Origin of the sequence: Pseudoalteromonas rubra (genome assembly GCF_000238295.3) — a bacterium.
GTDB classification, from domain to species: Bacteria; Pseudomonadota; Gammaproteobacteria; order Enterobacterales; family Alteromonadaceae; genus Pseudoalteromonas; species Pseudoalteromonas rubra.
Genome location: NZ_AHCD03000027.1, coordinates 70,995 through 89,292 on the forward strand (window position 1 = coordinate 70,995; position 18,298 = coordinate 89,292).

Annotated in this window: 17 protein-coding genes; 12 read left to right on the top strand and 5 right to left on the bottom strand. The window is 49.3% G+C overall.

Annotation, left to right across the window (positions count from 1 at the left end; translation table 11 throughout):
• Positions 1 to 8: 8 nt before the first annotated feature.
• The 3 genes from bamB to PRUB_RS04785 all read left to right on the top strand — a co-directional run bounded on the left by bamB (position 9) and on the right by PRUB_RS04785 (position 3,242).
• Positions 9 to 1,184 carry an outer membrane protein assembly factor BamB gene (gene bamB / locus PRUB_RS04775; protein ID WP_010383952.1) on the top strand — a complete coding sequence of 392 codons (1,176 nt, stop codon included), beginning with the start codon at positions 9 to 11 and terminating at the stop codon, positions 1,182 to 1,184.
• A gap of 74 nt (positions 1,185 to 1,258) precedes the next feature.
• A complete protein-coding gene (gene der, locus PRUB_RS04780; protein WP_010383954.1) occupies positions 1,259 to 2,731 on the top strand; it encodes a ribosome biogenesis GTPase Der in 1,473 nt (490 codons plus the stop codon).
• A 127-nt stretch (positions 2,732 to 2,858) separates the two neighbouring features.
• Positions 2,859 to 3,242: a VOC family protein gene (locus PRUB_RS04785; protein WP_010383955.1), complete on the top strand. Its 384-nt coding sequence runs from the start codon at positions 2,859 to 2,861 to the stop codon at positions 3,240 to 3,242.
• A gap of 6 nt (positions 3,243 to 3,248) precedes the next feature.
• On the opposite strand, the gene PRUB_RS04790 is transcribed toward PRUB_RS04785, so the two are convergent.
• The 4 genes from PRUB_RS04790 to PRUB_RS04805 form a co-directional block, all read right to left on the bottom strand.
• Positions 3,249 to 3,599 (bottom strand): DUF2750 domain-containing protein, encoded by a 351-nt coding sequence (locus tag PRUB_RS04790; RefSeq protein ID WP_010383956.1) that lies wholly within the window; start codon positions 3,597 to 3,599, stop codon positions 3,249 to 3,251.
• A 198-nt stretch (positions 3,600 to 3,797) separates the two neighbouring features.
• Positions 3,798 to 4,376 (bottom strand): glutathione S-transferase family protein, encoded by a 579-nt coding sequence (locus PRUB_RS04795; protein WP_010383958.1) that lies wholly within the window; start codon positions 4,374 to 4,376, stop codon positions 3,798 to 3,800.
• A 512-nt stretch (positions 4,377 to 4,888) separates the two neighbouring features.
• Positions 4,889 to 5,170, bottom strand: a complete 282-nt coding sequence (locus tag PRUB_RS04800) for a peptidylprolyl isomerase (RefSeq protein ID WP_010383960.1) — start codon at positions 5,168 to 5,170, stop codon at positions 4,889 to 4,891.
• A gap of 66 nt (positions 5,171 to 5,236) precedes the next feature.
• Entirely contained in the window at positions 5,237 to 5,803 is a 567-nt protein-coding gene (locus PRUB_RS04805) for a glutathione peroxidase (protein WP_010383962.1), read from the bottom strand.
• A gap of 194 nt (positions 5,804 to 5,997) precedes the next feature.
• Here PRUB_RS04805 and PRUB_RS04810 point away from each other — a divergent pair, with 194 nt between their 5' ends.
• Together PRUB_RS04810 and PRUB_RS04815 are read left to right on the top strand one after the other, a co-directional pair.
• Positions 5,998 to 7,941 (top strand): ATP-binding protein, encoded by a 1,944-nt coding sequence (locus tag PRUB_RS04810; RefSeq protein ID WP_010383963.1) that lies wholly within the window; start codon positions 5,998 to 6,000, stop codon positions 7,939 to 7,941.
• Between the two features lie 129 nt (positions 7,942 to 8,070).
• The gene (locus PRUB_RS04815; RefSeq protein WP_010383965.1) at positions 8,071 to 9,213 is read left to right on the top strand and encodes a response regulator; all 1,143 of its coding nucleotides are present in this window, start codon (positions 8,071 to 8,073) and stop codon (positions 9,211 to 9,213) included.
• 81 nt (positions 9,214 to 9,294) lie between these two features.
• Here PRUB_RS04815 and queG read toward each other — a convergent pair whose 3' ends face one another.
• Complete coding sequence (queG, locus tag PRUB_RS04820; RefSeq protein ID WP_010383967.1) at positions 9,295 to 10,443, bottom strand: tRNA epoxyqueuosine(34) reductase QueG; 1,149 nt, start codon at positions 10,441 to 10,443, stop codon at positions 9,295 to 9,297.
• Positions 10,444 to 10,446: 3 nt separating this feature from the next.
• Between queG and PRUB_RS04825 the strand changes: the two genes are divergently transcribed.
• The 7 genes from PRUB_RS04825 (at position 10,447) to hflX (ending at position 18,289) form a co-directional block, all read left to right on the top strand.
• Complete coding sequence (locus PRUB_RS04825; protein ID WP_010383969.1) at positions 10,447 to 11,940, top strand: bifunctional ADP-dependent NAD(P)H-hydrate dehydratase/NAD(P)H-hydrate epimerase; 1,494 nt, start codon at positions 10,447 to 10,449, stop codon at positions 11,938 to 11,940.
• A complete protein-coding gene (gene tsaE, locus PRUB_RS04830) occupies positions 11,937 to 12,413 on the top strand; it encodes a tRNA (adenosine(37)-N6)-threonylcarbamoyltransferase complex ATPase subunit type 1 TsaE (protein ID WP_010383971.1) in 477 nt (158 codons plus the stop codon). Before PRUB_RS04825 ends, tsaE begins: the two co-directional genes overlap by 4 nt.
• Complete coding sequence (locus PRUB_RS04835; protein ID WP_010383972.1) at positions 12,406 to 13,752, top strand: N-acetylmuramoyl-L-alanine amidase; 1,347 nt, start codon at positions 12,406 to 12,408, stop codon at positions 13,750 to 13,752. The genes tsaE and PRUB_RS04835 overlap by 8 nt, the downstream gene beginning before the upstream one ends.
• A 3-nt stretch (positions 13,753 to 13,755) precedes the next feature.
• Complete coding sequence (gene mutL, locus PRUB_RS04840; RefSeq protein WP_010383974.1) at positions 13,756 to 15,648, top strand: DNA mismatch repair endonuclease MutL; 1,893 nt, start codon at positions 13,756 to 13,758, stop codon at positions 15,646 to 15,648.
• 87 nt (positions 15,649 to 15,735) lie between these two features.
• Positions 15,736 to 16,626, top strand: coding sequence for a tRNA (adenosine(37)-N6)-dimethylallyltransferase MiaA (gene miaA / locus PRUB_RS04845; RefSeq protein WP_010383976.1), 891 nt, complete (start codon positions 15,736 to 15,738; stop codon positions 16,624 to 16,626).
• A 78-nt stretch (positions 16,627 to 16,704) separates the two neighbouring features.
• Positions 16,705 to 16,968 carry an RNA chaperone Hfq gene (hfq, locus tag PRUB_RS04850; protein WP_010383977.1) on the top strand — a complete coding sequence of 88 codons (264 nt, stop codon included), beginning with the start codon at positions 16,705 to 16,707 and terminating at the stop codon, positions 16,966 to 16,968.
• A 31-nt stretch (positions 16,969 to 16,999) separates the two neighbouring features.
• Entirely contained in the window at positions 17,000 to 18,289 is a 1,290-nt protein-coding gene (gene hflX / locus PRUB_RS04855; protein ID WP_010383979.1) for a ribosome rescue GTPase HflX, read from the top strand.
• Positions 18,290 to 18,298 lie beyond the last annotated feature (9 nt).

Genomic DNA, 18,298 nt, shown 5'->3' on the forward strand with positions numbered 1-18,298 from the left:
GAGTCGCCATGAAGAAGTTGACTATGGCCTCATTGGCGCTATGTATGGCGTCATTGCTGGGATGCTCCTCAAGTGATGATGAAGATGAACTGGTGTTACCTGAAATTGTAAACCAGTTTGAAACCGACGTTGTCTGGCAGGAATCTATTGGTGATGGCGTTGAGCATTACTTCTCGCGTCTGACACCCACCTTTTATCAAAGTACGGTTTACGTAGCAGAACGAAATGGTCTGGTTGCTGCGCTTGATAGCAGCAGCGGCGATACGTTGTGGGAAGTTGATACGCGTGAAAACCCGGCTTTCTGGCCGTGGGAAGACGATGACTCGGCTAAGCTGTCGGGCGGTATTTTACAGGCCTACGGCAAGCTGTATATCGGCTCAGAGCATGGTGAAGTGATTGCTTTAGACAGAGAAACCGGTGAAGTCGTTTGGCGTAAGACGGTGCCGGGAGAGGCGCTTTCGACCCCAGCTGCCGGAGATGGTTTGGTCTACGTTAACCTGGGCTCAGGAAAACTTCTGGCGTTACACCCGGATACCGGTGAAGAACGCTGGCAGTTTGAGCAGGAAGTGCCTGCACTGACATTACGTGGCCTGAGTTCACCTACGTCAGCAAATGGTGGCGTACTGGTTGGTGAAGAAAGCGGCAAATTATCGGTGCTGATTGCTGAGAATGGTTTTATGGCCTGGAGTACTGACATTGCCCTGGCAAAAGGCGCTTCTGAGTTTGAACGCCTGGTTGATGTAGATACTAAGCCTGTGGTTGTTGGTAGTACCGTGTATACCATCGCCTACAATGGTAAACTGGCTGCATTGGATGTACGTAACGGCAATGTGCTTTGGGATCGTGAGTACAGCAGTTACCGTGACCTCAGTGTTGAGCTGAATACCATTTATTTGGTAGATAGCGAAGGCGTACTCTATGCTCTAGATAGAGAGTCGGGCATTGAGCGTTGGAGCCAGTCTGCGTTACGTGGTTGGTATCTGACAACGCCGGCAGTAGCTGGTAATTATCTGGTAGTGGGCGATCAGGAAGGTAACCTGCATTGGCTGGATAAACAAACAGGTCAACTGGTTTCTCGAGAAGAGTTTGATAGTTCAGGCTTTTTTGTCGAGCCTATTGTGGTCGATGACACCTTGATCTTGTACACCCGCGATGGTGAAGTCAGTGCGGTAAAAATTCCGTAACCACCATATGCTGAATGAATAGAAGTAAGGCTTCGCGGTGCGAAGCCTTTTGTTGTTTTTAAAAGAGGTAGTCTATGCTTCCTGTGATCGCTCTCGTCGGGCGACCCAATGTGGGGAAATCCACTTTATTTAACCGTCTGACCCGCACGCGTGATGCGTTAGTGGCGGACTTTCCGGGCCTTACACGTGACCGTAAATATGGCCAGGCAAATTATGATGGCTATGAGTTTATCGTGGTCGATACCGGCGGTATTGATGGCAGTGAAGAAGGCATCGAAACGGAAATGGCAGAGCAGTCTTTGCTGGCCATTGAAGAAGCCGATGTGGTGCTATTTCTGGTTGACGCCCGTGCAGGCATGACCGCTGCGGATCAGGCCATTGCGCAACATTTGCGTAAGCAGCAGAAGAAAAGCTTTGTGGTGGCCAATAAAACAGATGGCATCGATGCCGACTCTAACTGTGCTGAGTTTTACCAGTTAGCGCTGGGTGAGGTGTATCACATTGCTGCTGCACACGGCCGGGGTGTTACACAGCTACTCGAAGCGACTCTGGGCCCGGTAATTGCGGAGCTGGCCTCAGAAGAAGATGAAATTGAGCAGGATGATGAGCTGCTGACTGAGCTTTACCTGGAAGGGGAAGAAGCCCCGGAAGAGGGCAAAACAGGCTTTGAAGACAAACCCATTAAACTGGCGATCATCGGTCGTCCTAATGTGGGTAAGTCAACGCTTACCAACCGTATTCTGGGTGAAGAACGGGTGATCGTGTACGATATGCCAGGCACGACGCGCGATTCAATTTATATCCCGATGACGCGCAATGAACGCGACTACGTGTTGATAGATACCGCAGGTGTTCGTAAGCGTAAGAAAGTCAGTGATGTGGTCGAAAAGTTCTCAGTAATTAAAACGCTGAAAGCCATAGAAGATGCAAACGTCATTCTGTTAGTGATCGACGCACGAGATGGTATTTCAGATCAGGATCTCAGCCTGCTGGGCTTTGCCCTGAACGCAGGTCGCTCTTTGGTGATCGCAGTGAACAAGTGGGATGGTCTGGATGACTACGTGAAAGAGCGCATTAAGTCTGAACTGGATCGTCGCCTTGGCTTTATTGATTTTGCTCGCCTGCACTTCATTTCGGCGCTGCATGGTACCGGGGTTGGTCACCTGTTTGAATCTGTTGAAGAAGCTTATGAGTCGGCGACTAAACGTGTCAGCACAGCCATGCTGAGACGTATTATGGATATGGCTCAGGCCGATCACCAGCCTCCTCTGGTACGTGGTCGCCGGGTTAAGCTGAAATATGCTCATGCCGGTGGTTATAACCCGCCACGTATTGTTATCCATGGTAACCAGGTGCATGACTTGCCTGACAGTTATAAGCGCTACCTGATGAACTACTATCGTAAGGCGCTGAATATCATGGGGACGCCGATTAAGATCGAGTTCCGTGAAGGGGATAACCCGTATTCTGGTCGCACCAACAAGATGACCCTGTCGCAGAAGCGTAAACTCAGGGCATTTACGAAAGAACAAAAGAATAAGCAGTAATTGCTTGATAAGAGGGCGCCAATGGTGCCCTTTTTATTGCCCGTCGCAACTCTCCCCGGATCTTAAATCGGTTTACGCTGAACGAAAAATATGCTTTATTTATATTTATTTAGCTTGAAATTTAGCCATGCAGTTTCTGAAAACCGTGATCTACGTCGACAGTGTCGAAGAGGTACTGGACTTTTACTATCAGGCCTTCGGGCTCAGTGCCTGTGGCCTCAGCGAGGACGGAGACTATGGAGAGCTGGACACCGGGCAGGTTTTACTCGCTTTTGCTACTCACCCGGTTGCACAGGCACAGTTTAAACAAAGCTACATTCGTAGCCAACCTAAGCAGCCCGCGCTGGGTTTTGAGTTAACTTTGGGGTGTGAGAATGTCGCGAAGAGCTATGATAAAGCCGTGGCAGCGGGGGCAGAGCCGTTGTCGCCGCCGACTTTAAAAGGTGAGCACACACAGGCGTATGTGCGCTCAATTGAAGGCACCTTAGTGGCGCTGATCAGCGTGGAGTAATGGCGCTTATTCCGACAGGGCACGGGCCAGACCAACCGGCTCGATCTCTGTACAGACGTTGTCATCATTCCAGTTAAGGCCCAGCAGGGCGTTGTCGTCGCGCAAATCTTCAATCCACTCGTCAAGCAATTCATCCAGTGCGATGGCAATCGGTTTAAAGTCTGCCCACTCGTCACGGCACTGTGCCTGAGCATTCTCTTCGTTATCCCATAGCAGCAATACGTCCGATTCTTCAAACTGGTTTGAGTCAACCACAACCAGGCCGCCGTCATCTGAGCCCAGTGCCCAAACTTGCTCTTGCTCTTTCGCTGTCACGACAAAATTGACTACTTCCGATTCTAATTCGATGTCACTCATGGTGTATTTCCATAGTTATCGAGCTTATTCCAATTTCACTTAATACCTGTTCAATTTGAAGGAGCAAATACGACGCTAACGGTGTTAAAAATTTCTCATTTAGAACCTTTACCTAAGGTACAAGTTCGCAAATTTTCGCCTTGTTATCGACCCTATTTTCCCGCCTCAAAATAGAACCCTTAATTAAGCAAATTGGTATTATGCTCTGGGATCTGTAAGACGTGCCTCGTCTTGAGGCTGCCATTGGTCATAAAACTGCTCCAGAGCGGTGAACGGCGTTAAGTCGAACAAGTTTCTGAAGCGGATCCAATCCAGCAGGCAGTATAAACTGATCTGAAGATACTCGCAGTTTAAAAATACAGTTTCATGACAGCTTTGCTCCAGTACGCGTAAGGTTTCTGCGATGCGCCCGCGTTGCAGGTTAAAAAACAGCTTGTCATCCTGAGTATCAAACTCTGAACGCTGGCAAAGCAATAGCTCTACCAATGAATCGTTACAGGCATTGATGATAGTGAGCAGGTTTTCCTGTGCCCAATTGAGATGAGGCAAAGAAAACTTTTGTTGCAGGTAACGGGCAATGACGTTGGAATCCAGGACGGCCTGATCATCAGCAAGCAGAAACGGCAGTTTACGTGCCGGATTATGCTCGTGAAGGATAGCTCTGCCTTCCTCACTAAAGATGTCCAGTTTGCGATAGTCCAGGGTAATGTCATGGCGAAGACAATAAATGCGGATGCGCCTGACATACGGAGATGTATCCGAGCCATATAATATCATCACTCAATCCTTATGTTGTGGTTAGATGCGCAATGACTATAGCATTACTTAAACCAATCTACATTAATACATAACCAATTGGAGAGATTATACCAATTTCACTTAATACCTGGTCTATTTGAAGGAGCAAATAGGACGCTAACAACGTTAAAAATTTCTCATTTAGAACCTTATACCTAAGACATAGGTTCACAAATTTTTGCCTCGCCTACAGGGATGTAGGTGCCTCAGCGATAGTAGGACGCGGGAGCGGTGTTATCGCCCCTATTTTCTCGCCTCAAAATAGATCACTTAATTAAGCAAATTGGTATTAAATCTGCTGATAACAGTGTTAAATATTCCTCATTTAGAACAATTAAATAGCGAAATTTTTACCTCGTTATCGCCGAGATTTACTCGTCTCAAGAATGATGTGGATTGGTATTAAAAATAGGTAGGAACGGGGCTGGATAGATCCGAGAGGTCACGGGCAAAGCTACCGACAGAGAAACACTGCCAGTAGCAAACATGGTTTAATCGACCCGGTTGGTCACTTCAAGCAAGTGATAACCAAACTGCGTCTGAACTGGGCCTTGCACCTCATTGAGTGGGGCCGAAAATACCACTTTGTCGAACTCAGGTACCATCATGCCAGGACCAAACTCACCCAGCTCCCCCCCATCCTGACCAGACGGGCAACTGGAATATTGTTTTGCGATCTCGGCAAAGTCTTCACCTGCTGCAATACGTTGCTTAAGTTCAAGGCATTGGGCTTCGTTATCGACTAATATGTGTCTTGCGCTGGCTAGTGTCATTATCTCTCCATGGATGGGTTAATTATTGCTCATACATTATTCTAATATACTTAGATTTAAAGCGCATTATTTAAGATCAAGTTCTTTTTCGATGGCCGCTATCATAGGTTCCGACATCGGTTTGGTGCGGCTGTTGAACTGCTGAATTGTCTTGCGATCAGCCGAGATCAGATACTTGTAGAAATTCCACATGGGCGCACCGCTTTGTTCACCCAGGTGTTGAAAAACCGGGTTGGCATCGTCGCCGCGCACGGCACCTGTTGCCATCATAGTAAAGGTGACGCCGTAGTTGATAAAGCAGACCTCAGCGGTATCTTTCTCGTCGTTTTCTTCCTGAAAGAAGTCGTCTGACGGAAACCCGAGTACCACCAGGCCTTTGTCTGCATAAGCTTTGTGCAGTTTTTCCAGGCCATCGAATTGACCTGTAAACCCGCAGTTACTGGCGGTATTGACGACCAATAATGGTTTACCCTCAAAGGCGCATAAGTCGACTGTGTCTTTTGATCTGAGTTTTCTGAATTCATAGCCGGTAAAATCATCACAGGCCTTACTTTTGGTGAAATCGGGTGTCTCGCTGGCATACGCGCCGTTGCTGGCAAGCAGTGCCATGGATATCAATAGTGGTTTAATCATCGGGGGCTCCCTGAAACGGTTTTAAACTCAATGCCTGAGTATACGTGGCACGAACGTGGTCAGTTCACAGTGTAACGGTTGCACGTTGTGATTCAACCGGCGTGTGTTTCGGATCGGCGATTTTTGACTAAACTGAATGCTATTGATTGCATCGAGTAATGCAGCAAATTAGTTTACCACGGCAGGGTTTAGTTATGGAAAACAACAAGGTATTAATTATCGATAGCAGCAGCGTGCTGGCTATGAGACTGAAGGTATTATTTGAATTATTGGGCTGCGAAGTGGTGCATTTACATTTTCAGATGCTGCACAAGGTTGAGGATTTCTTTGCGTATCATGTGGTCGCCATTGCCCATGGGCTGCCTGATAGCACCTTTGATGCCCTGTCTGCGTTAAAAGATCACGACCGTTTAATCTTATTGGCCCCCAAACCGGAGAATTCAGAGCATGTTGACGCATTCAGCCGCTTAAATCGAATGCTGTGCAATGCCATTGTGATCTACCCCTTTTTTGGCAATAAAGAAATTACGGGGCTGCTTGAGCGGGTGCTTGAAACCGGCGATCATGACCGCCTTGAGTTGCCGAAAATATTACTGGTCGACCATCGTGAAGATCGTCTGAGGCGCCTGACGGCAAGCCTGCGTGGCGCACAACTGACGGTTGTGACTGCACACTGTATTACTGAGGCGATGCAACAGGCAACCACCCATGATATTGACTTATTGATTTGTGATTTCAACCTGGCGCAGGGAAGCGGTCTGGATGTCTTCAAGAAGGTGCGACAGATCCACCGTGATGCACGTTGCCTGTTGATGACCTCGCGGCAAAATCAGGTTGATATGATGGAAGCCATCCGTCAGGGCGTCGAAGATGTGCTAACCAAACCCATTGATGAGGGAGCGTTGTTGCAGTCGCTGCACAAACTCTGGCAAAGCGAGTTGTTACGTCGCCATAACCAAGAGTTGGTTGAACGGTTGCAGGATACGGTCGACGCGCTCATTGAGCGAGACAGTTTATTACGGGTGATTTATAAGCACACACCGGACCCCATCATGTTGTTTAATCTCGATGGATTTGTGATTGAGGCCAATGATGGTTGCACTTCTTTACTGCGACTACCGGGAGATCAGCTTCAACAACATTCCATTTTTGACCTGTTTGAACCTGCTTCTGTCACCGCGTTAAAAGAGGCCATCAACAATGGCGGTGTGCTGCGGCATTTCAATTGTGAGCTGGTGTTACCGCAAAAAGATGGGCCAAGTATTCCCTTGATGGGGACCTTTATTGAGATTGACCATCACGGTGAAATTGCCCTGGCCGCGATTTTTAAGAACGTTGCGCAATTGAAACGCAAACAGCAATTACTTGAGGAGGCCAAGGAAGTATTGGAAGTGGAAGTTCAGGCGCGTACGGCACAGCTCCAGGCGGCTAAAGAGGCCGCAGAGGCCGCGAATATCAGTAAATCAGAGTTTCTTGCCAATATGTCCCATGAACTCAGAACCCCCATGCACTCCATTTTGAGTTTTGCGCGCTTTGGGATTGATAAGTTGGCGTGTGGTGAGATACCGGTGAATAAACTGGAGAAATATTTATCACGCATTGAGACCAGTGGAGAGCGCCTGCTGTTACTGCTGAACAATCTGCTCGACTTGTCTAAGTTAGATGCTGGCCGTTTTCCCTTTAATCCGGCATCGCACAATTTACTCACGTTAATACATACCGCAAAAGAAGATGTGTCGGGCCTGGCGATGGCGCGGCATATTCATATCGAGTTGCAAGCACAAGAGGACAATATTGTGCTGTGTTGTGATGCTGAACAGCTGACTCAGGTGATGAGAAACTTGTTGGGTAATGCGCTGAAGTTCAGCCCCGAGCACAGCGAAGTGACCGTCACGGTTACGCTTAACGCGGGATATGTCCATATTTTGGTGCGGGACAGGGGCGTGGGCATACCCGAGGATGAACTGGAGCATATATTCGATAAATTTGCCCAAAGCAGTAAAACCAACAGCGGGGCTGGCGGAACCGGATTGGGGTTGGCCATCTGCAAAGAATTTGTATTGCTGCACAAAGGCTGTATTTATGCCGAAAACAACCCGGAACAGGGCGCTTGTATTCATATTGAGCTGCCAATTTAGAGGGATGACTAGCGCCATGGGGGATCCCTGTCTATAACTAAATGAAAGCTGTCATTGCGAGGGCATTTCTCACGTTTGAAGATGTGTTTGCAGATGATGGTGCTTTGGCAACGGAAAAGGAACTGAGAAATGGCATTGCAACGAATCCTGGCGGTGGATGATGAACCCTTCAACCTCGAAATCATTGAAGAAATACTTGAAGACCTCGACTTTGAACTCCTGACAGTAACCAGCGGGCAGCAATGCCTGGATATTATTGAGGATTTCGCGCCTCAGGTTGTCTTGCTGGATGTCAGCATGCCGCAGATGAATGGGTATGAAGTGTGTAAAAAGATCAAAGCCAATCTGGAGACACAGAATATCATCGTGATGTTTGTGTCGGCACGGGGCTCGGTTGAAGAGCGCATGGAAGGCTACGCGGTTGGCGCGGAGGATTACATTGTTAAGCCTTTTGGCCATAGTGAGCTGAAAGCTAAATTGCTTAATTTAGGACAGATGTTGCTGGAGCGTGACATCCTGGAGCAGCAGGTCGAAGACGCAACTTCCACGGCGTTCAATGCCATGGCGACCAGCAGTGAAATGGGATTTATCGTCAGTTACATTGAACAGATCGGTGTCATTGATGACATTCAGGCGTTAGCCAAGGCCTTGATCCAGTGTCTCAGTAATTTAGGGTTAAGCTGCAATATTGAGTTTCGGGTCGATGAGCAGCGCCATCATTTTGCCACTGCGGGACTGTGTTCCCCAATTGTGCTGGAGTTGTTTGAAATATTACGTTCGAAGGGTCGTTTGCATGAGTTTACCAGCCGGATTTTGGTGAACTACAATCTGGTGAGTGTACTGATCCTGAATATGCCCTCAGAAGACGCGGACAAGCATGGCCGGCTCAGAGATCATATTTGTTTTATTGCCAGTGTCACCGAGCAGCAATTGCTGGCGATTTTAACGCGCAAACAGCTGTTGTCTCAGCAAGCGGAGCTCAATGATGCCATTTCTATGATCCACAGTAAGTTCACCGGATTGCTGGCTTTACTCAACAACAACCGCTCTCAGAATGAATCCATTTTTCGTCGCCTTCAGGAGGTATTTGAGCAGCGGATCCCAACTATGGGATTGGATGAGGATCAGGAAGTATTTATTTATCAGCATGTCGACGAAGCCATTCAGGGGTCAATTGCCCGGGAAGAAGCCATCATGCAGGTGCGCGAAGCGTTTACTGAAATTGAAAGCGATTTGTCATTACTCAGCTCAGCAGGAAAGCATGCAGAATAGCTGAATACGCATTGTCATCGCAGTCTTTGAGGTGTAAACCGGGTTACGGCCTCAGCAGGGCGCCAATGCTGACCCACCTGGTTAAGCGTCCCGAGGCAGGCCTTTTTCTATGATCCGGATCAGCCGGGCGTTTTTGCGCTGCTGCTCGGTGTGTTTGGCACGTTGTTGTGCCAGGGCCCAGATAATATGTTCTTTGACCAGGTCGGAGGCGGACTCCAGGCGCGCTTCAAGCACCTGAATGATTTGTTCATCAGGCTCTGCATTGCCTAATCCAACCGCTAAGTTTCGTAGCCAGCGTTCATGGCCAATGCGACGAATGGGGCTACCTTCGGTGTTTTTCAGAAAAGTTGCTTCGTCCCACTGGAACAGGGTCAGCAGCTCCTGATCTTTGAGTTGCTGACGGGGATGAAAATCCTCCTCATCGGTGAGCTGGCCGTAGCGGTTCCACGGGCACACCAGCTGGCAGTCGTCACAGCCGTATACCCGGTTACCTAACAGTGGGCGGTATTGTTCGGGGATCGGACCCTGTAATTCTATTGTCAGGTAAGAAATACACTTGCGGGCATCCACTACATAGGGTTCCACAATGGCTCCGGTCGGGCAAAGCGTGATACAGGCGTTGCACTTGCCACAGCCTTCTTCCTGAGGGTTACTATCGACCGGCAGGGGCAGATCCACAAACAGCTCACCGAGAAAAAACCACGAACCGGCCTGTTTGTGGATCAGCAAGCTGTTTTTGCCACGCCAGCCGAGTCCGGCTTTTTCGGCCAGTTGCCGTTCCAGCACTGGCGCTGAATCAACAAAGGGACGAAAACCAAACTGACCGACGTCCTGTTCAATGCGCTGGCCGAGTTTCTTTAATCGGTTGCGGATCACTTTATGATAATCCCGGCCCAGTGCATAACGGCTGATGTAGGCGGTTTGCTTATTGCTGAGAGCACGGGCGAAACTGGCATCGGGTGGCAGGTAGTTCATTTTCACCGAGATCACTCTTTGTGTACCTGGTACTAGCTCAGCAGGGCGGGCACGTTTCATGCCATGTGCTGCCATGTATTCCATCTCGCCATGATAGCCATTATCAAGCCAACGCTGCAGCTGCGCTTCATGCTCGCTAAGGTCTATGTCGGTAATACCGACTTCAGCAAAGCCAAGTTCTTTGCCCCAAAGCTTAATTTTTTGCGCAAGTTCAGTATAGTTAATATCAACAGAAGAATGAGTAGTGGTCGTCACGGAATGTCTATATCACAAGCAAAATACCTGACTAATTTACCACAAGTTGCCTATACGGCCCAAGCGGTACAAACGAATGAGGCCGAAGCTGCGCGTCTTGCGGGAACCACGTTAAGCGCCTTGATGCAGCGCGCCGGGGCTGCCTTATTTGATTACGTCAATAGCCTGGCACCGAGTGGTTCAGTATTAATCCTCACTGGCAAGGGCAATAACGGGGGCGATGGTTATGTTCTGGCACACTTGTGTCATCGGGCAGGTATGAAGGTTGCGGTGCTGGCCTTGTTTGATCCGCAGCAACTTCAGGGTGATGCGCGCGAGGCGTACCGGGTTTACCTGAGCGGCGGCGGTGTCATGCTGGGTAGTATGCAGCATGACAGTACGCCAGGGTTGATAGTCGATGCGGTATTTGGCAGTGGCTTTCGTGGTCAGTTGCCCGACAATGTTGCTGAGGTATTTCGCCAACTTGCATCGTGCCCGGCACACAGGCTAGCTGTGGATATACCCAGCGGTGTTAATGGCTCAACCAGCGAAGTGGCTTGTGATGCCTTTGTTGCGGATGCCACCATGACCTTCATTGCGCTGAAGCAGGGCTTGCTGAGTGGCTCAGCCAAACGTCATACCGGCAGCGTGTATCTGGCACAGTTAGGGGTCGGCCGAGAATTTGCTCAGCTGGTGTCTCCCTCAAGTCATTATTTTAGCAAAGAAACGTTACTGGCAAAGCGCCCTGTGCGGCCCATCGATAGTTATAAAAACCGCTGTGGTCATGTTCTGTTAATTGGTGGCGGTCCTGGGATGGCTGGTGCAATACGTTTGGCAGCGGAAGCCTGTTTACGCGCCGGGGCAGGACTGGTGAGTGTGGCGACGCACCCGGACAATCAGGCCATGGTCCTGCAAGGGCGGTATGAACTTATGGTGCATGGTGTTGCAGACGCGCAAGCGCTGGCGCCTTTACTGGACAAGGCCGATACGCTGGTGATTGGTCCGGGGTTAGGTCAGTCAAAATGGGCGCATGCATTATTCGACGCTGTGCGCTCGTGTGAGCAACACGTTGTTGTCGATGCCGATGGGCTGAATTTACTGGCGAGCCAGCCAATGCAGTGGCAAAATGCGGTTTTGACCCCACATTGGGGAGAAGCGAGGCGATTGAGCACCGCTATTAAGGCGGACGCTGAAACATCAAGTCGCTTCGGTATGAGCAATATGCTTGCCCAGCATTATCAGGCCTGCGTGGTACTCAAAGGCCCGGGGACTTTGGTTCAGCAGGCAAAGCGGATAAATATCAATCGCTCGGGGTGTGCAGCCATGGCCAGTGCTGGGATGGGCGATGTATTATCTGGTATAATTGCGGCTTTGTTAGCGCAGGGCCTGAGTAAATTTGATGCGGCTATGTTAGCGGTGTATATTCATGGTCTTGCGGCTGAAAAAGCGGCACATGGCGGTGCACATGGGCTGCTGGCAAGTGATTTATTTGTCCATATTAGAGGTATTATCGGATGAGTGTCGATGTAACATTAGAAATTGATCTGGGTGATGAAGCTGCAACCATTGCCCTGGGAAGCCAGCTGGCCAAGTTGATTGAATCAGGTGCGGTATTCTATTTGCATGGTGATTTGGGCGCCGGCAAAACAACGCTGACACGCGGTATTGTGCAGGGGCTGGGTCATCAGGGGAATGTGAAAAGCCCGACCTATACCTTAGTTGAACCGTATGAGTTGGGTGAGGTCAGCATCTATCACTTTGATTTGTATCGTCTGGGAGACCCTGAAGAGCTTGAGTTTATGGGGATCCGGGATTATTTTGCACCACACGCCGTGTGCATTGTTGAGTGGCCTGAAAAAGGTGCAGGCGTGATCCCGACGGCAGATATGGACATTGATTTGGCCTATCACGGTGCAGGACGCCGTGCAGTATTAAGGCCACACACAGAACGAGGAAAGCAGCTTACTGAAGCTATAAGTCGATATGCGTAGTGCGATAATAAGAATTAGCTTTACCCTGTTTGCGCTGAGCGTGCTATTACTTGCCAGCGCTGCACAGGCAAAAAACAAAATCAACGGTGTGCGTGTCTGGCCTTCACCCGAAAGCACGCGCGTGGTGTTTGATTTGTCTGAAAAGCCTGAATACAGCTACTTTATGCTGAAAAACCCGCTGCGACTGGTGATCGATCTGGAAAATACCAGCAAGCTCAAACAGCTACCGGCCTTACCTAAAGAACACAAAATTGTACACAAGCTCCGCTACAGTCAGGCAAAGAGCCGTAACAGTACCCGGGTGGTGATGGAGTTAAGCCGCACAGCCAAACCCGTTATTTTCGCGCTGGCGCCGACTGGACCATATAAAGACCGTCTGGTGGTGGACTTGTATGGTCAGCAAAAGAGCCTCTACGCGAGTAAATCGACGCAAAGTAAGAAGCGTGAGTTGGCGAAAGACAGAGATATCATCATTGCCATTGATGCCGGACATGGTGGAGAAGACCCGGGTTCCATTGGGCCTGCTGGCACCTATGAAAAGAACGTCACATTGCCAATCGCAAAACGGCTTGCCCGCCTGATCGATAAAGAACCGGGCATGCAGGCGCGTCTGACCCGCACGGGCGATTACTACATAAAACTGAACACACGTACTGCACGGGCCAGAGAGCGCCAGGCAGACTTTTTTGTGTCTATTCACGCTGATGCGTTTTCGCGTCCGGAGCCACGCGGGGCGTCGGTATGGATCCTGTCGTTACGCCGGGCCAATTCAGAAGTGGGTAAATGGCTGGAAGACAAAGAAAAGCACTCTCAGTTGTTAGGGGGAGCTGCGGATGTGATTAAAGACACTGCCAACGAAAAGTACCTGGCGAAAGCACTGCTAGATATGTCGATGGATCATTCGATGAAAACCGGTTTTAAGGTGGCCGAGGAGGTCGTTGGTGAGCTGAAGAAGGTTACTAAGTTACATAAAAAACGCCCTCAGGCGGCAAATTTTGGGGTGCTGAAGTCACCGGATATACCCTCAATTTTGGTCGAAACCGGATTTATTTCCAACCCACAGGAAGAAAAGCAGCTCAAAACCAGCTATCACCAGCAACGTCTCGCAAACGCGATATTTAAGTCAATTAAGCGTTACTATCAGCAAAATCCGCCGGACAACACCTTGTTTGCGAGCCTGAAAAACAACAAACCGCTGCGTCATAAAGTACAGCGGGGAGAATCACTGAGTGTGCTAGCTGCGCGTTATGGCACAACGGTGTCGGCGCTTAAAAAGGCAAATCGCTTGACCAAGAACACCTTGTATATTGGTCAGGTATTGACCATTCCGAAGGCATAAACTGTGAGCATTGAAATTTTACCAGCCAGGCTGGCCAACCAGATAGCCGCGGGGGAGGTAGTTGAGCGCCCCGCGTCAGTGGTCAAAGAGCTGGTTGAAAACAGCATTGATGCCGGTGCAACACGCATTCAGATCGACATAGAGCGTGGTGGTCATAAACTGATCCGGATCCGGGACAACGGCGCTGGGATAGTCAAAGATGAACTGACTTTGGCATTGTCCCGTCATGCAACCAGTAAGCTGAAAACCCTGGACGATCTGGAGTGTATTGCGTCACTGGGGTTTCGTGGTGAAGCACTGGCTTCAATCAGTTCGGTATCGCGGCTGACACTGAGCTCCAAACCGGCAGAGCAGGAGACGGCCTGGCAGGCATTTGCCGAGGGCCGTGACATGACGGTTCAGATCCAGCCAACAGCCCACCCCAATGGCACCACCATTGAAGTGAAGGATCTGTTCTTTAATACGCCGGCGAGACGTAAGTTTTTACGTACTGAAAAAACCGAATTCAGTCACATTGATGAGCTGATCAAGCGTATTGCATTGAGTCGCTTTGACCTGGCCCTGACGCTCACTCATAACCAGAAAGTGATCAGACAGTTTCGTGCCCGACCCGATCCATACAGCGTTGAGCGCGTTGCTCAGGTTGCTGGTAAAATCTTTGCGCAACAAGCGAGTTTTGTTGAGTCTGGCCATGATGGTTTGAAGTTGTATGGCTGGGTACTGCCAGTGGGCAGCAATAATCAGACTCAGTACACCTATGTGAACGGCCGCATGATGCGCGATAAGTTAATTTTGCATGCTATTCGACAAGCCTTTGAAGAGACTGCAGGGGCCGTTGATACGCCTGGATTTGTGATTTATCTTGAACTGGATCCCACTCAGGTGGATGTCAATGTACATCCGGCTAAGCACGAAGTGCGTTTTCATCAGGCCCGGCTTATCCATGACTTCATCGTTCAGGCTGTCAAACAGGTAGTGCTCAGCGACGTCCCGGAGTTACCTTTACCGGCGGCTGAACCTCCGCTGGCGACCAGCGTTATGAGTGATGTACAAGAACCCCATAGCCCGCCAGTATCTGAACCGTTTTCTTCACAGGATGCGCGTCAACACCAGGCATATCGTTCACCATTACAGAGTGACTATGGGTCGGTGCAAGATGGTGCTCGGACTTCCGTTTCAGGATCGGGTTCCGCTGCGTTTGCGCCCAACCCGGGTTATCGAAGTGGTGCGAAAAGCAGCAACAGTTCAGGCGCTGCTAAGTCCCGACAAGTTAATGTGAACGAGCTTTACCAGGGGATGGCCACGGTTGCTGATATGCCGCAGCCGGCACCGCAGGCAGACGAGCAGATACAGCCACAGCGCACGGAAGTAACCCGCTTTCTTGTATTAGCAGAAGGAGCGGTGTTGTTTACGCAGGAGGGGGAGCTCCGACTGGGGCACTGCCGAGATGGTCTGATTGAGACCTGGCAAGCGCAAATTGAGCAAGATGGTACCTTGCAGGGCAAAGCCTTATTGTTGCCGGTGCGCGTGAATCTCAGTGCGGAAGAAATTGCGCGCGTAATGGCGCAGGAATCCTGGCTGACATTATTGGGCTTTGCCATTCAGGCGCATGAACGCTACGTGATGATTAAAAAGCTGCCGTTGAGCTTATATAGCCTTGACGTACCGCAGTGCCTTGAGCAGGTGCTGAGTGCTTGCGTAATGCAGGAGCAAACACTGGATGCCTGGTTAAATTGGCTGCAAGTAACTACCCCGGCGGAATATTTTTATTCGCAACACTTTGCGGCCGTGGCAGAAAAAATCATAAAAAATGCCAGAAGCTGTGCTCAAATTGAGGCAAAAGCGGTTACAATAGATCAAAGCAAGTTATCAAGCTTGTCCCAACAAGAACAATGAGTTCTTGTCCTGTCTGCAACCACTGAACGGTTGCAGCACCAACAGCAGTAGAGAAACAGCGTGCAAGTAAAACCCGTTATTACCTTGATGGGGCCAACCGCCGCCGGTAAAACCGCGTTGGCCATTGAGCTCTGTCAACAATTAAACAGCGAGATTATCAGTGTGGACTCTGCACTGGTTTATAAAGGTATGGACATAGGCACTGCCAAGCCTGATGCTGCTGAGCAGGCCATGGCGCCGCATCACCTGATCGATATGCTGGATCCGGCCGAGAGTTATTCTGTGGCGGATTTTCGACGTGATGCCATCGCCTGTATCGATCGACTGCACCAGCAAGGCAAAGTGCCAGTGTTGGTTGGCGGTACTATGATGTACTTCAAAGGGTTGATAGAGGGGTTATCACCCTTGCCGGAAGCTTGTCCACAAGTGCGCGCAACACTGGAACAAGAGGCAAATGTACTGGGCTGGCCTGCTTTACATGCGCAGCTGACGGCGATCGATCCGCAAGCGGCAAGCAAAATCAGTGAAAATGATTCACAGCGGATTAATAGAGCGCTGGAAGTCTATCGCCTAACGGGCAAAACGATGACGGAATTGCAAAAAGCCAAACAAGCGCCTTTGCCATATCAGTTTCACCAGTTTGCAATTGCACCGAAGGATCGTAAGATACTGCACGAAAGGATAGAAAAAAGATTTAAAATAATGCTGGATCAGGGCTTTAAAAACGAAGTTTTGGCCTTATATCAGCGAGATGATTTGCATCCAGATTTGCCTTCCATTCGTTGTGTGGGGTATCGGCAGATGTGGGAGCATTTGGCTGGTGAGTGCGATTATGAAGAAATGCTCTTCAAAGGGATCGCAGCAACCAGGCAGTTAGCGAAGCGACAATTAACCTGGTTACGTAGTTGGCCAGATGTCACCTGGCTTGAAACCGACGGGCAAGAAAACTTGCAACGTGTATTAAGTTCGCTAAGCTAATAGAGGTTGAGGGAATCTTTTTATTCAGATTATTTCAACTATCTCAACATAATAACACCTAGAACGAAGGATAAGAACATGGCAAAAGGCCAATCGTTACAAGACCCATTTTTGAATGTCTTACGTCGTGAGCGCATTCCCGTTTCCATCTTTTTAGTTAACGGTATCAAATTACAAGGCAAGATCCAGTCCTTTGATCAGTTCGTCATCTTGCTTGAAAACACTGTAAATCAAATGGTTTACAAACATGCCATTTCCACTGTGGTGCCTGCTCGTGCTGTAAATTTCCAGAACACTCAAGGTAGTGACAGTGCAGATCATGGCGAAGATGGTAACTTTTAATCGTTTTTAGTCGATAGTAGGAGCGTAATGCTTGTTTGACCGTTATGAAGCCGGCGAACAGGCAGTCTTAGTACATATAGAGTTTCCGAATGAAGGAGATCGAGAAGATCTTCGCGAGCTGGAAATGCTAGTGTCTTCTGCTGGTGTTAGTTGTTTGACGGTTGTGCAAGGCAGCCGTCAGGCGCCTCACCCGAAATTATTTGTCGGGACGGGGAAAGCAGAAGAAATCGCTGAGATTGTCAGAACTCACAATGCAGATGTCATCATCTTTAATCATCAACTCAGTCCCTCTCAAGAGCGCAACTTAGAGCGTGTCTGCCGTTGTCGTGTATTAGATAGAACGACCTTAATTTTAGATATTTTTGCTCAACGTGCACGTACCCACGAAGGTAAATTGCAGGTTGAATTGGCGCAGCTACGGCATATTTCAACTCGCCTGATCCGCGGCTGGACTCACCTTGAAAGACAAAAAGGCGGGATAGGCTTGCGTGGGCCGGGTGAAACTCAGCTGGAAACCGACCGGCGGTTACTCAGAGAGCGGATCAAAAGTATCCGTAAACGACTTGAAAAGGTAGCAACGGTGCGCGAGCAAGGGCGTCGTGCTCGTAGTCGCAATGAAATTCCGACGGTGTCGTTGGTTGGTTATACCAACGCAGGAAAGTCGACCTTATTTAACCATGTGACACACGCAGATGTGTATGCAGCTGATCAGCTTTTTGCGACCTTAGACCCGACCCTGCGCAAGCTGGAGATAGCAGATGTTGGGCCAGTTATCTTTGCTGATACGGTTGGGTTTATACGCCATTTGCCTCATGATTTGGTTGCTGCATTTAAAGCTACCCTGACAGAAACGCGAGAAGCAGATTTGCAGCTGCATGTGGTAGATGTAGCAGATCAGAGAAGAAAAGAAAACATAGAAGAGGTACAATCGGTCCTCAAAGAAATTGAGGCAGATGAAATTCCTCAACTGTTGGTTTACAACAAAATTGATCTGGTTGACGAGATCAACCCTAAAATAGACAGAGACGAGCAGGGCGCTCCGATACGCGTTTGGTTATCGGCCCATACTGGTGAAGGCAGTGAGTTGCTTGAACAAGCGATTTCTGAGTTGTTGGCGAAGAAGATTTTTGCGCACCAGCTCATTATACCGCCGGCATTCGGCAAGTTACGTGGCGCTTTGTTCAACCTCAATGCGGTCAATGGCGAATCTTATGATGAGGCCGGAAACTGGTTATTGGATATCAGACTGCCGCAGGCTGACTGGGAAAGATTAAAGAAAGAACAGGGGCAAGAAATAGAGCAATTTGTGGTTGGGGATTGAAAAAGCCGC

Excerpts from the sequence above, each read along its gene's own strand:
- PRUB_RS04805 (WP_010383962.1), bottom strand. The coding sequence starts at position 5,803 with ATGATTAAACCACTATTGATATCCATGGCACTGCTTGCCAGCAACGGC.
- PRUB_RS04795 (WP_010383958.1), bottom strand. The coding sequence starts at position 4,376 with ATGATATTATATGGCTCGGATACATCTCCGTATGTCAGGCGCATCCGC.
- miaA (WP_010383976.1), top strand. The coding sequence starts at position 15,736 with ATGGGGCCAACCGCCGCCGGTAAAACCGCGTTGGCCATTGAGCTCTGT.
- tsaE (WP_010383971.1), top strand. The coding sequence starts at position 11,937 with ATGAGTGTCGATGTAACATTAGAAATTGATCTGGGTGATGAAGCTGCA.
- PRUB_RS04785 (WP_010383955.1), top strand. The coding sequence starts at position 2,859 with ATGCAGTTTCTGAAAACCGTGATCTACGTCGACAGTGTCGAAGAGGTA.
- bamB (WP_010383952.1), top strand. The coding sequence starts at position 9 with ATGAAGAAGTTGACTATGGCCTCATTGGCGCTATGTATGGCGTCATTG.
- hfq (WP_010383977.1), top strand. The coding sequence starts at position 16,705 with ATGGCAAAAGGCCAATCGTTACAAGACCCATTTTTGAATGTCTTACGT.
- PRUB_RS04815 (WP_010383965.1), top strand. The coding sequence starts at position 8,071 with ATGGCATTGCAACGAATCCTGGCGGTGGATGATGAACCCTTCAACCTC.
- PRUB_RS04810 (WP_010383963.1), top strand. The coding sequence starts at position 5,998 with ATGGAAAACAACAAGGTATTAATTATCGATAGCAGCAGCGTGCTGGCT.
- PRUB_RS04800 (WP_010383960.1), bottom strand. The coding sequence starts at position 5,170 with ATGACACTAGCCAGCGCAAGACACATATTAGTCGATAACGAAGCCCAA.
- der (WP_010383954.1), top strand. The coding sequence starts at position 1,259 with ATGCTTCCTGTGATCGCTCTCGTCGGGCGACCCAATGTGGGGAAATCC.
- PRUB_RS04825 (WP_010383969.1), top strand. The coding sequence starts at position 10,447 with ATGTCTATATCACAAGCAAAATACCTGACTAATTTACCACAAGTTGCC.
- PRUB_RS04790 (WP_010383956.1), bottom strand. The coding sequence starts at position 3,599 with ATGAGTGACATCGAATTAGAATCGGAAGTAGTCAATTTTGTCGTGACA.
- PRUB_RS04835 (WP_010383972.1), top strand. The coding sequence starts at position 12,406 with ATGCGTAGTGCGATAATAAGAATTAGCTTTACCCTGTTTGCGCTGAGC.